We start from the raw sequence: 12178 nt of genomic DNA, 5'->3' as shown, positions 1-12178 counted from the left end.
TGATAGCCGGGCAAATAGCCTGATTGATATTCCCAAAAATGGCTAAAATGCTTCTGGTTTTTGACAGAATTCTAAATGTATAAGGGCGACATCTCGAGGTTGGTTGTTTTAGTCGTCATGCAATTTGATTTCATCGCTAGTACCGGGCGAACCGCGACGACATTCCTCGCGGCGACACTTAATTCTGTTGACGGCATAGCAGCATGCCACGAAGGGTATATCGGCGCGGAAAAGGGTGCAAAGCCTCTGCTGCCATTGATCAATCTTGAAAATGCGCAAGCCTATGGGAAACCCAAAATGGCAGCAAATATTGTTGCCCAGAAGCGCAATGCTAAAATATTTGCAGAACTCGCCATTTTGCCAAACGTAAATCGTCTAATCGATGTGGCCTACTATAATTCTACGATCGCGAGCGAGATCCTGAATCAAAATCCACAAAGCAGGATGATCGGTATCGTCCGCGAATGTGGCGCGTTCGTCAGATCATCGACCACAATACTGGGGGAAGATCCTCTGCCTGTTGGGTGGCCCGACGCATCCAAAGAACTTTCAGACAGAGAGAAATTCATCGCTATGGGCAGGATACGCCCGCGCCGTGGATCTGATGAGAAAGCAGCCTGGGATGATTGGAGCGCTATTGAGAAGAACATCTGGTTGTGGCGCGAAACAAATTTGCTACTAGCCGATGCTCAGTCAGAGTTTCCCGATCGCGTTCGGATATGCCGGTTCGAGACAATCAAAGCTATGCCAGACCAGTTTTGGTCTGAAATGGCGGGTTTTCTTGAGCTTCCAAGCACAGATAAAATGCCCAAAGCTGCTGATAAATCAAAACAAAATCAGAAGCCATCTGGCTATCAAATTCCAAATTCGAAAGAATGGGCACCGCAAGAGCAGGATGCTTTGATAAATGCGCAGCGCGTTGTCGATAGAGGACTTAAATATGACTGGTGATTTCAATGAAGCAGCAGTTTGCAACGTGGTGGAAACCGCGCTCAAATCGGCCTCATCATCTCAGACATTGTCACAACCGGTGACAATGGAATCTACGATGGGAAACCCGCGGGAATGGGATTCCCTGAGTTTTGTTTCAGTTTTCATGGCTGTCGGCGAAAGCTTTGATGTAGATCTTGAAGATGATGACGCGATCTACTTCCAGTCGACCCGAGCTATCTTTGACTTTCTAGATGATATTCTAAACGAATGGCTACGCTTCATCGATCCATCCTGGCGCAATTTGAAGCCAACAAGGATAGCTTGGCGATTGAGGGCAAGCGTGCCAGCGGACTGTCGTACCAAGCTTTTGGTGGATGTATCCGTGCGCTGCAAGCCGAGTTGGGAAATCGCAATGTTGGCGTTTTGGGAATTCTCAGCACAAGGCGCATCGAGACCTATGTGGCAGTGCTGGCTGCGTTCTTCTCAAGCATCCGTTTTGTACCGCTAAATCCTGCCTTACCGATAAGCAGGCACGAAAAAATTCTAACATCCGCGAGCGTCGACCTTATTGTCAACGACACTGACACCAAGGAGTTGGCCGCAAGCCTGTCTGTTCAATCAATTGATCTAGGTGATTTCCTGGCACCATTACCGCCAGAAGGATTGCCTGAGATGCAGACGATACCTGACGAAAACGCAATCGCCTATCACATGTTCACCTCAGGCTCGACTGGAGATCCCAAGGGGGTGCCAGTCAACTATGCATGCCTAGAACATTACATAACGCAGGTCACTGACGCGCTTGGCATCCCTAGCGGGCGACGATTCAGCCAACTCTTTGACCTCAGCTTTGACTTGGCAATGCATGACATTTTCTTAGCGCTGTATTCAGGAGGTACGATTTGCCCTGCCCGACCAATGGATTTGCTGATGCCTCATTCGTATCTGGCAAAAAACAAAATAGATATCTGGTTTTCCGTACCCATGTTGGCGTCGCAGGTCGCGAAAGGACAGGGAGACAAACCTGTCGGCCACAGCTTGGAAATGGCCCTTTTTTGTGGTGAAGCGCTTCCATCCGACAGTGCATCCGCATTCCAAAATTTCCTCGTAGATGGCGCGCCGCTCTACAATCTTTATGGTCCCACAGAGGCAACAATCGCGTTTACATACAAGCGATTTTCCCAGGACGACGCGATCCTTGCCAACGTACCTCTTGGGGCGCCATTTGGTTCCAATCGCATTGCAATTGAGACAGAGGGCGGCGTTACGACCAGCCCGAAAGAAGGCGACGAAGGCGAATTGCTGCTAGCCGGGCCGCAAGTTTTTGAAGGGTATCAACCTGAAACCGGCTCGAGCCCTTTTATTGAAAGTGATAGCGATCGTTATTATCGCAGCGGCGATCTGGTCTGCATACGAGAGGGTGAGCTTGTATACCTTGGTCGAAACGATGGCCAGATAAAGCTGCGCGGATACCGAATTGAACTGGGGGACATCGAAGCAGCGTTTCGAAAAGTGTTCGGATGTAAGGTTGCAGCCGCAGTCCTGCTTGGCGAGGGTGACGATCGGCAGATCGCCATTGCTTACGAGGCCGAAAAACCTTTTTCTGACATGGAAAGCCTGCATGATGCGTTGCCAAAATATATGCACCCAGTCAGGTTTTTGTGTCTTGATGCTATGCCAACTAATATGAACGGAAAAATTGATCGAAAAGCCCTGAAAGCGATGTCATGGCCAGATTAAATTTCGCGCCATTTGCGCTAATCCTGCTGTTAGCATCACTTGCTTTTTTTGGCCCTCGGGGCAAAGCTTTCAATGGTCCAGATCTGGTCAGATGTGCTTACGAATTGGCTGAGCTCGATGCTCCGGCCGCTGACGTGCTTTTTATTGGCTCAAGCCGTTATGGTCGTGGCTTTGACCCCGGTTATATGCGGCAACAGATCAAGAAAGAGACCGGGAAGGATCTCGTGATCGAACGCGTTGCGATGACCTTTCCTAGGATTACGCAACTGCGTCCGCCCGTCGAAAACTACCTGGAGCACCGCGGCGCGCCCGAGATCGTTTTCCTTCAGCTCATGTACAATTTCAAACCCGAGCGACAGCGCCAATGGGACATTCCGGTTAACCCAACGCGCAATGTCGCCTACGCCAATCTGGATACGTTGCTTGAAATCCGCCGCAACGCGAAACTGAACGATTTCGGAACAGCGCTACCCAGAACGCTCGAAAGCGGTTATTTATCTCTACCGGCGCTTTTGTTGCAAAAGCTTGAAGCAAATATCTATGCGGGCATGCGTTACGTGCCAATGAAGCTAAAAGGTGCCTTGGATAAATGCACGGGTGACGCGCTGCATCGTCAGTCACGTCCGAATTGGTATTTCAACAATTTGCATGACGACATAGAATTCAAAGAAAGCGAAGAAAAAAAACTTCGCCGCGAAAAAATGACACTGAAGGCGGATGAATATCTGGCCTTTTCACCATCAGACCCCATGCGCAGCTTTGAAGTAGACCAGCTTAGACAGATGGCTGAGATTTTGACGGCCGCGGGGAGCAAAGTTGTTGTCGTTCTGCTTCCAGTCCTTGGCGACACCAGCATCTCACAAGAAGAAATCGCAGAAATCGAAACTGCATTTCCAGAATATCCACTAGTCCATCCCTATGGATTGTTTGACACTGAAGTAGGTCCTGAACTTGCAAAAAGTTTTGCAGACACCACCCATGCCTCAACTTACGGCGCTTTGATCTATTCACGCTTTTTTACGTCTGAAATCATGAAGTTGACGGAATAGATGCAACCGCTTGTTCACATCATCCTTATTCTTCTAGCTTGGTTAATTTGCCTGCCGCTTCCCCGAGCGGCTGCGGTCCACGTGCTGACGGTGATAGGTTTTTCCGCTGTCGTGATATTCGCTCCGATAGCAGCTGTATTTCTATTACTAACCGTGGTGGAAGCTGCATTCATGGTCTGGTTGTTCAACAAGTTTCCACGCAAATCGGACTTGCGGCAATACGGCCCCTACCTGCTGTTGCTCAATCTTTTGTTTGTCGATTTTCACCAACTCTTCTTACTGATGCCCGTTGCAACACTGACCATTTCCTTTTCGACGATCCGCATATTCATGACGGCCAAACAATTGCTCAGCAGCAGGAAAACCCTGCCGATCAGCGAAACATATTGGCTTCTGCCCGCCGCGTTTTTTCTTCCCGCGCTGGTAATCGGTCCGGTCTTTTCGGGAACTTTACTTCGCGACCAGAACCGCAAGGGAAACTTTGAACAGCCAGTCCTTCGGGACTACCGGATGATGTTGTTGGGCTTCCTGTTGGCGGTTCTACTGTCACCAGCTTTCGGAGGCGTCTCCAATATTATGGAACGCTACGAACATGGCATATTCTTCATGATTTGGGTGTTGCTTTTTTCTTCAGTTGTTTGCGGCGTTCTGGGGGCAATCACTTATTGCGGAACACTTTTCCCGGCTTTTTGGATATCGCCTACCGGTCAACTTCCAACACCCGTGGAAAGCGCTGACTTTCAAAGATTTCTGGTCTCGCTGGCACAGGTCGATGGCTCAATTCGTGCTTCAATACATATTTCTGCCGCTTAACCTGCGCGGAGTGCCGCCAAAACTCGCAACCGTTGCCGCATTTGTTTTCATGGGTATCTGGCACAACCTTTCTCTGGGATATCTGGTTTGGGGTATTGCGCATGGTTTGCTCTTGGCAAACAGCTTCGAGCCACCAGAAACGAGAACCAAACGCTGGCTAGCGCGTATCCTTATCTGGGTCGTTGTGATCAGCCTATCTTGGTTCGCAAATTATGGGCCCTTATCATGATGACCAACTCCCGCCGCGAAATACTAAAGATCATCGTGATTTTTGCGCTCATCATTTTCTGTTTGTTTTTCATTGAACCCGGCCTCCAGGAATCGCCGTACAATCAGTTCTGAAATGCTGTGTAGCAGTTCTTGCGCACTTGGTTAGCCGGATTTACGAAGTACAACAGTTGCCTCTGGAACTGACGCAATAGCTCCCACCACCTCAGGAACTTGAAACATGTTGAACGCCTTGAAACCGCAACCAGCCGACAAAATCCTGACACTCATGAAATTGTATCGCAGTGATACAAGAACCGACAAAATAGATCTGGGTGTCGGAGTGTACAAAAACGCTGCTGGAGAAACCCCGGTGATGCGCGCGGTCAAAGCGGCAGAGAAAAAATGGTGGCAAGAGGAAAAGACCAAGTCCTATGTCGGCTTGGCGGGTGATCCAGCTTTTTCAGATGCCATGATTGCATTGGTCTTAGGTGATAAAGTATCGCAAGAAACCGTGGCTGCCGTTGCAACGCCCGGCGGCACCGGAGCATTCCGCCAAGCATTGGAACTGGTAAAACTCGCGAACCCCTCCACCAAGATCTGGATATCGTCCCCAACCTGGCCAAACCATCCGTCAATCATCAATTATGTCGGCATCAACATCGCCGAATATCGTTACTTTAATAACGACACACGCGCCATCGACTTTGAGGGAATGATCGAGGATCTAGGCAATATTCGATCCGGCGACGTGGTTCTGTTGCATGCCTGCTGCCACAATCCAACCGGTGCTAACCTGACCCAGGCTCAATGGTCAGAGGTAATCACATTGATGCAACAAAACGGAGCGATTCCGTTGATTGACCTTGCATACCAGGGCTTCGGCGACGGTCTGGAAGAAGATGCCGCCGGGCTGCGCATGGTAGCCTCTGAAATGCCCGAGACACTGATCGGTGCAAGTTGTTCTAAGAACTTTGGCATCTATCGCGAGCGTACAGGGATTTTGATGGCTGTTTTGCAGGACAAATCCTTGCGAACAACCACCCAAACAAACTTGGAATTTCTTAACCGTCAGAATTACTCGTTCCCACCAGATCACGGTGCGCGACTGGTCAGCCTGATTATGAATGACGACACCTTGCGCGCTGACTGGAAGGCAGAACTTGAAAATGTTCGATTGGGAATGCTGAAACTTCGTGAGCAACTGGCTCGTGAATTACGGCAACGGTCGGGATCGGATCGTTTTGATTTTCTTGCCGAACATCGCGGAATGTTTTCGCGCCTTGGTGCCACCCCGGAACAGGTCGAATCGCTCCGGCGGGACTACGGGATTTATATGGTCGGAGATTCCCGTCTGAATATCGCCGGTTTGAATTCAAAAACCGTACCAATTTTGGCGGAAGCGGTCATTAAAGCAGGTATTTGAAGAACGGCGCTATCGGACAGCGCCCTGTGGCCAATGTTCAATAAATGGAATTAGCGTGCTGAGCCGATTATTTGTCGGTCGTTTCCGATTCCGGTTCATCCAGTATTTCCGCATCTGGAATCTCTTCGTTTTCCGGGTCTGCTGGCATTTTATCCGAAACATCATCTTCGATAGAGCCAACAATCAGCGGCAACATCTCAACGCCGGTCGAACTGCTAACCGAAGCTGCAGGTGGCGCGGTCCAACTGAGAGTATCGAAGGATTGACAATTGTCGCAGGCGGGCACCCATTCCGCATGAATGTGATGGCAATTTTCACATACCCATTGCGGGCCACGCGGGGCGGAAAGAGCGCGGGCCAACCAACCCTTCACCACCGCGTCCGAAGCACCTTCGCCGCGCTCAACAGCCGCCATGATCGTCAGCACCCGGGCGTCCGGGTCTACTGCGGCCAGATCGCCAAGGGCGCGCCGTGCTGCCGGGAAATCTTCTGCAGCAATATGCAGCTCCGCCTCCAACAGTTTGGTTTCGCGATTTTCCGGGTGTACCTTAAGGAGCTTGGCGAACCTCTTCAAACGCGCTTCCGGTGTTTCTTCTGGTTCGATCTCCGCAAAAACCGCCGCAAGATCTGGGTGCGGTCTTGCGTCCCAGGCCTTTTTCAGCACGCGGACGGCGTATCGCTTGGAACCCTTCTCAATATACCCACGCGCTGCCAGTACCGCCGCCGGTATGAGGTCTGGTGACAGGCGGTTGGCTTCAATCGCAGCTTCTCTCGCCTCTATGTCCTTGCCTTCATCCAACACATCGCGTGCTTCGGACAGTGCCAGAACAGCATCCCGCCGTTTGTGAACATCCCGCGGCAGACTACCGTGTTTTAACTTGGCATTGAGCGTCTTGCGCGCACCAGTCCAGTCCTCGTTTTGGGCCTGTAGTGTCAGAAGAGTATCCTGAATCTCAGCATGCTTGGGTTTCAGCGCAAAGGCAGTCTCCGCTAGCTTTAGCGCCGTATCTGTATCGCCCTCTGCCAATTTTTGCTTCAGAATGCCGCGCACGCCAACAAACCGTGTCTTTTCATTCGTCAAAAGGCGCTTGTAAACCTCTTCAGCCTTGCGGCGATTCCCTGACATTTCGGCCGCCTGGGCAGTGATCAAATTGGTGAGTTCTGGCTTACGCAAATACCGTTCCGCACGGCTCGCTTTGGCCATTGCCAACTCGCCTTCGCCCGAGGCCAGCGCCATCATGCCTTCTGACAGGGCCTTATACCCCTTTTGTTGACGATTTCGGTCGAAATACCGCGAGATCGCAGTTTCGTCACCGTTGATGAACTTGAGGATTGCAATCACAAGTGACGCCAGTTTCAGGAATACCCAAATCGCAGCGACCAGAACCAACAATGCGATAACAGCCGTCAATGGTGTCAGGTTCAATTCCTGCCCCGCCATGACGATACGAACGCCACCGTCAAGCTCCAACAGATACCCGGCGCCGATAGCAGCCGCCGCAACAAGGGCAATGAAAACAACAATCTTGATAATTGACCACAGCATTACGCTTGCCCTTTCGGTATCAATTCAGGCTCTCGCCCAGCTTTTGCGCAGCGGCAACGACTTCCAGCCGCCGGGCTACCAGATCTGACCAACCGGACAACTCAGCACGACCTTCCTCAGGTAGTGATTCAATTTCCGCTAGCGCGTCAGTCAACCGACCTTCTCGCGCAGCTGCCTCCGCCCGGGACAGTATGGCATCGGGATCACTTCCTTCGCGCGGCTGCAACGACCTAGCACCAAGTTGGCTTCTCAGGAAAGATGTAAGACCACCGTCTTCGGCTCCATCGGTTGCATCGCGCGACGCAGCCAAGGCAATCCTTGCTGCATCCGGAAAGCTCTCCTGAAGATCGGCCAGCGACGCAACGCCATTGGGTGCCGCTTCCTGCAAAACGCTCGGAATGCTTATGCCCATCCCTTCCAAGTCAGTAACCGCTGCACCAAACGCAACGCCCGCATCTAACGCGGTCTGAATCCGTGTGAAGGCCGCTCGACGCAAAGTGGCCTTTGCAGCATTTTGTGCATTTTCTTCCAACAAGGCTGCATTTTCCGTCACAGCGTCAACTTCAGAACGCAAATCTTTTAACTGTCGTTCATAGGCGGCCAACGCTGCGTCTGAAATACCTTCTCCCGCAGGAACGCTTTCGATTTCATCCAGACGGGTCTCGATCTCGGAAAGGCGATCTGAGAGACCTGAAATAGCCGCCAAATTATCTGACTGTGATGCTTCCAGATTGCTCAGGTCATTGCCAGATTCAAGGGTATCGATGCGTTCATTCATTTTTGAAACAACATCGCTCTGTTGATCCAGTTTGCGTTGAATCTCTGTCAACAGCACCGCATCTGAACCTGTTTCTGGAAGCACGTAACGGGCAACGGCAAAGCCAATCACCGCCGCCATGATCCCGCCTAAAACCATCGGGATGAAACCGCCCTGCCTGACAACTACTGGCTCAGCAACAGGTGCCGTAACGCGATCACCAATGTTCACCTGCTCGATATTTTCAGCTTTGACAACAGCATCGTCTGTTAGGAGGGCCTCAGGACGATCATCTAGTTTTTCAGCAGCCGATTCATCTTCTTCAGGATTTTGGGTTTCGTCAGGATACTCCTGAGTGTCGACCTCTTCCAAACTTTCGGAACTGCCTGCGTTGGTTTGATCCGTTGGCTTTTCATCTTCATTTGGCGAATGTTCAGCCATATCTTCGATGGAAGTTTCATCTGTGTCATTCACCGAAGTCTGGTCGGTTTCAGCTTCCAAATCCTTCGAAGATTTCTTCTTTCTCGCCAACTTCCACCACCCTTTTCGAATCTTACACACCAATAAATCTTAAAAGACCTTACTGTGCCCGATTTCTCGCCTCAAGCAGCTTCGCTTCACTGACTATTACTTCAATCGCTGATATCATCGCTTTTGCATCCGGTCGTTCAGCGATTTTAAGTACTTCAAAGTAGGCTTCGGGCACTTCTTTGGCCACATTTTTGCTCAAAGCAATCACTGACAGCGGAGCACTCATATTTATAGTTGAAAATAAAATTCGCGCGGTACGCGGTGAAAAAAGCGGAAGTGCAACCGGAACTCGGCCCCGCAACAGATCACGAGCTTGATCCGATAGCGGTTGCTGAACTTGCCGATAAAGTACAATTTCTTCGGTCAGAATACCCGCATCTGTCAGTCGCGCCGCGACGTCGCCGACACCATACTCACCTCGTACATGTAAGTACCGCCCATTCACCTTTTTGGACACAATATACGCCACCAGATCATTTGCCGCGCCAGCGGATGATGCTGCTTTCATTCCGTACTTTTGCGCGCGACACGCGGTTGCCTCACCGACACAATAACATGGAATATCCCGACGATCAGTCTGAGCGGCGAACGCATCAACTCCGTTACGTGAGGTAAAAATCAGCGCGTCAAACACGTTTATATCCGGCAGCTTTCCGGCGATCTCAATTCGCATCAAGGGCGACAAAACAATATGCGCACCACATCCCAGCCTGTCTCGAAGTTGATCTGCAAACAATGCGCCAGCTGCCTCAGGTCTGGTGATCAGGATCATAGGAAGCATTGTAGCTCCGGTGTTGTTTGCAGGCCTTTCCGGTGATACCTGCCAGAGGGGCAACACGCAACGGGCAGCCATATGATAGAGCCGCTGACAATTCTTGGGCTGGAAAGTAGCTGTGACGATACCGCAGCCGCGGTTGTGAGGGTTTCGCCGAACGAAACCGCCCATATCCTTTCCTCGGTCGTTTACGGACAAGAGGGCCTACATAGCGCATTTGGCGGCGTCGTGCCCGAAATCGCAGCACGCGCTCATGCAGAAAAACTGGATTTGTGCGTAAAACAGGCTCTGATCGAAGCTGACTGCAGCTTTGGTTCACTTGATGCGGTTGCGGTCACGGCCGGGCCCGGCCTGATTGGCGGTGTAATGTCGGGCGTCATGTGCGCCAAGGGCATTTCTGCAGGAACGGGCTTGCCTCTGATTGCCGTGAACCATTTGGCCGGCCATGCTCTGACACCTCGGCTCACCGACAACGTGGCCTATCCCTATCTTATGTTGTTGGTCTCCGGAGGGCATTGCCAAATTCTGATTGTTCATGGGTGCGATAGCTTCACCAGGCTTGGCGGCACAATAGACGATGCGCCCGGCGAGGCCTTTGACAAAACGGCCCGCTTGCTTGGGTTACCTCGACCTGGCGGCCCGGCAGTAGAACGAGAAGCTGATTTGGGTAATCCGGCGTCCTACAAGTTTCCACGACCGCTCCTTGATCGCGAAGGCTGCGATATGTCTTTTTCTGGCTTGAAAACAGCATTGCTGCGAACGCGGGATCAGGTAATCAAAGAAAATGGCGGTCTAAAGCCGCTTGATCGCGCAAACCTCTGTGCAGGGTTTCAGACAGCCATCACGGATGTATTGGTCGAGAAAACTCGTCGTGCACTTGATATTTATTTGCCAACCGCCGGTAGAAATCCCGGATTTGCGGTGGCAGGCGGTGTCGCGGCAAACAAAACCATTCGCGCTGGGTTAGAGACGATTTGCAAGGAAACGGGTACGGCTTTCTTCGCACCACCAATAGCGCTTTGTACCGACAATGCTGCGATGATCGCCTTTGCTGGAGCAGAGCTATTTGTGGCTGGCCAACGCAACGACATGACTTTGGCTGCACGACCCCGCTGGCCGCTGGATCGATCAAGGCCGGCTTTGCTTGGCAGCGGTAAAAAAGGGGCCAAAGCATGATTTATGTGTTTGGTTCAGGTGCGTTTGGGACAGCGATGGCAATTTCGCTTGCCGGCAAAGTTTCGGTCACGCTTTGGTCCAGAAGTGTTAAACAGGTGCTGGAAATGCAGAAGACGCGGGAAAATCGGCAACGTCTGCCTGGTGTCACATTACCCAGTGCCTTGATGCCCACAGAAGATTTCCCTGAAATGTCGTCCAATGCCATTTGTTTGCTGGCCGTTCCCACCCAGAAGCTTCGCGGATTTCTGGCGGAGCACGCAGATGCCTTTGCCAATTGTCAGCTTGTTGCATGTTGCAAAGGTATCGAACATGGCACTGGCTTCGGTCCCACGCAGATCATCGCCGAACTGGTTCCCTCTGCCGTACCCTCGATGCTGACCGGACCCAGTTTCGCCCAAGATATCGCAAGAGGGTTGCCTACTGCTCTGACTCTTGCATGCGCAGATTCAGATGCGGGTGAGGAACTTCAGATTGCTCTGACAACGCCAAATCTGCGTATCTATCGCACAACCGACACCATCGGCGCGGAATTAGGAGGTGCTTTGAAAAATGTTGTGGCTATCGCCTGCGGAGCGGCCATTGGTGCGGGTCTGGGCGAAAGTGCACGTGCCGCACTTATGACCAGGGGATTTTCTGAAATGTCTCGCATGGCAGCAACTCTCGGCGCAGATGCCGATACACTTGCTGGATTATCAGGGTTCGGTGATCTAACCCTCACATGCACATCCGATCAGTCAAGGAATTATCGTTTTGGCTTAAGTTTGGGTCGAAATGACGAATTCGATCCAAATGTTACTGTTGAGGGAGCTACCACTGCCAGTGCAGTGTTGGACCGCGCTGAAGAAATACAAATTGATATGCCGATCACCAAGGTCGTCGTCGCACTAATAGATGGAAAATTGCGCGTGGAGCAAGCGATGGATATGCTGCTTTCACGACCACTTAAGGAAGAATAATGCTGATAGCCCTGATTGCCCGTGACAAACCGGGCGCCCTGCAAACCAGATTGGACACACGCGACGCCCATGTCGCCTATCTCAAGGCAACTGGAGTCGTCAGCCAAGCAGGCCCGCTTCTGAACGACGATGGGCAAATGTGCGGCTCACTTATCGTTCTGGATGTTCCTGACATGGACACCGCACGACGCTGGGCAGAAAACGACCCTTACGCTCATGCAGGGCTTTTCGCCGATGTTCAACTTATCGAATGGAACAAGGTAATCTGA

At 51.4% G+C, this 12178-nt stretch carries 11 protein-coding genes; 8 read left to right on the top strand and 3 right to left on the bottom strand.

From position 1 onward, the window contains the following. Positions 1-75 precede the first annotated feature (75 nt). The 5 genes from Q1B27_RS20440 (at position 76) to Q1B27_RS20420 (ending at position 6168) form a co-directional block, all read left to right on the top strand. Complete coding sequence (locus Q1B27_RS20440) at positions 76-951, top strand: hypothetical protein (RefSeq protein ID WP_299850568.1); 876 nt, start codon at positions 76-78, stop codon at positions 949-951. 249 nt (positions 952-1200) lie between these two features. Continuing rightward, positions 1201-2673 carry an AMP-binding protein gene (locus Q1B27_RS20435; protein ID WP_299850566.1) on the top strand — a complete coding sequence of 491 codons (1473 nt, stop codon included), beginning with the start codon at positions 1201-1203 and terminating at the stop codon, positions 2671-2673. After that, complete coding sequence (locus Q1B27_RS20430) at positions 2661-3722, top strand: hypothetical protein (RefSeq protein ID WP_299850564.1); 1062 nt, start codon at positions 2661-2663, stop codon at positions 3720-3722. The genes Q1B27_RS20435 and Q1B27_RS20430 overlap by 13 nt, the downstream gene beginning before the upstream one ends. 634 nt (positions 3723-4356) lie before the next feature. After that, positions 4357-4764 carry an MBOAT family O-acyltransferase gene (locus Q1B27_RS24550; RefSeq protein ID WP_367181372.1) on the top strand — a complete coding sequence of 136 codons (408 nt, stop codon included), beginning with the start codon at positions 4357-4359 and terminating at the stop codon, positions 4762-4764. 219 nt (positions 4765-4983) lie between these two features. After that, entirely contained in the window at positions 4984-6168 is a 1185-nt protein-coding gene (locus Q1B27_RS20420; protein WP_299850560.1) for an amino acid aminotransferase, read from the top strand. A 67-nt stretch (positions 6169-6235) separates the two neighbouring features. Here the strand turns inward: Q1B27_RS20420 and Q1B27_RS20415 are convergent, their stop codons facing one another. The 3 genes from Q1B27_RS20415 to Q1B27_RS20405 are packed head-to-tail and all read right to left on the bottom strand — an operon-like array spanning position 6236 to position 9774. Next, a complete protein-coding gene (locus Q1B27_RS20415; RefSeq protein ID WP_299850558.1) occupies positions 6236-7714 on the bottom strand; it encodes a heme biosynthesis HemY N-terminal domain-containing protein in 1479 nt (492 codons plus the stop codon). A gap of 19 nt (positions 7715-7733) precedes the next feature. Continuing rightward, positions 7734-9002, bottom strand: a complete 1269-nt coding sequence (locus Q1B27_RS20410; protein WP_299850556.1) for a hypothetical protein — start codon at positions 9000-9002, stop codon at positions 7734-7736. Between the two features lie 49 nt (positions 9003-9051). Then, positions 9052-9774 carry a uroporphyrinogen-III synthase gene (locus Q1B27_RS20405; RefSeq protein ID WP_299850554.1) on the bottom strand — a complete coding sequence of 241 codons (723 nt, stop codon included), beginning with the start codon at positions 9772-9774 and terminating at the stop codon, positions 9052-9054. An 81-nt stretch (positions 9775-9855) separates the two neighbouring features. Here Q1B27_RS20405 and tsaD point away from each other — a divergent pair, with 81 nt between their 5' ends. The 3 genes from tsaD to Q1B27_RS20390 are packed head-to-tail and all read left to right on the top strand — an operon-like array spanning position 9856 to position 12178. Beyond that, complete coding sequence (tsaD, locus tag Q1B27_RS20400) at positions 9856-10953, top strand: tRNA (adenosine(37)-N6)-threonylcarbamoyltransferase complex transferase subunit TsaD (RefSeq protein ID WP_299850552.1); 1098 nt, start codon at positions 9856-9858, stop codon at positions 10951-10953. Further along, positions 10950-11909, top strand: coding sequence for an NAD(P)H-dependent glycerol-3-phosphate dehydrogenase (locus Q1B27_RS20395; RefSeq protein ID WP_299850550.1), 960 nt, complete (start codon positions 10950-10952; stop codon positions 11907-11909). Before tsaD ends, Q1B27_RS20395 begins: the two co-directional genes overlap by 4 nt. Continuing rightward, a complete protein-coding gene (locus tag Q1B27_RS20390) occupies positions 11909-12178 on the top strand; it encodes a YciI family protein (protein ID WP_299850548.1) in 270 nt (89 codons plus the stop codon). Before Q1B27_RS20395 ends, Q1B27_RS20390 begins: the two co-directional genes overlap by 1 nt.

It is taken from the genome of uncultured Roseovarius sp., from assembly GCF_947489715.1.
Taxonomy (GTDB): domain Bacteria; phylum Pseudomonadota; class Alphaproteobacteria; order Rhodobacterales; family Rhodobacteraceae; genus Roseovarius.
The sequence above is the reverse complement of the archived record's forward strand: the minus strand, read 5'-3'. Positions and strand labels throughout refer to the sequence as shown.

What these genes read in the sequence shown, in the direction of transcription:
- Q1B27_RS20415 (WP_299850558.1), bottom strand. Translation starts at nt 7,714, where the DNA reads ATGCTGTGGTCAATTATCAAGATTGTTGTTTTCATTGCCCTTGTTGCG.
- Q1B27_RS20390 (WP_299850548.1), top strand. Translation starts at nt 11,909, where the DNA reads ATGCTGATAGCCCTGATTGCCCGTGACAAACCGGGCGCCCTGCAAACC.
- Q1B27_RS20420 (WP_299850560.1), top strand. Translation starts at nt 4,984, where the DNA reads ATGTTGAACGCCTTGAAACCGCAACCAGCCGACAAAATCCTGACACTC.
- Q1B27_RS20405 (WP_299850554.1), bottom strand. Translation starts at nt 9,774, where the DNA reads ATGATCCTGATCACCAGACCTGAGGCAGCTGGCGCATTGTTTGCAGAT.
- Q1B27_RS20430 (WP_299850564.1), top strand. Translation starts at nt 2,661, where the DNA reads ATGGCCAGATTAAATTTCGCGCCATTTGCGCTAATCCTGCTGTTAGCA.
- Q1B27_RS20440 (WP_299850568.1), top strand. Translation starts at nt 76, where the DNA reads ATGTATAAGGGCGACATCTCGAGGTTGGTTGTTTTAGTCGTCATGCAA.
- Q1B27_RS20435 (WP_299850566.1), top strand. Translation starts at nt 1,201, where the DNA reads ATGGCTACGCTTCATCGATCCATCCTGGCGCAATTTGAAGCCAACAAG.
- tsaD (WP_299850552.1), top strand. Translation starts at nt 9,856, where the DNA reads ATGATAGAGCCGCTGACAATTCTTGGGCTGGAAAGTAGCTGTGACGAT.
- Q1B27_RS20395 (WP_299850550.1), top strand. Translation starts at nt 10,950, where the DNA reads ATGATTTATGTGTTTGGTTCAGGTGCGTTTGGGACAGCGATGGCAATT.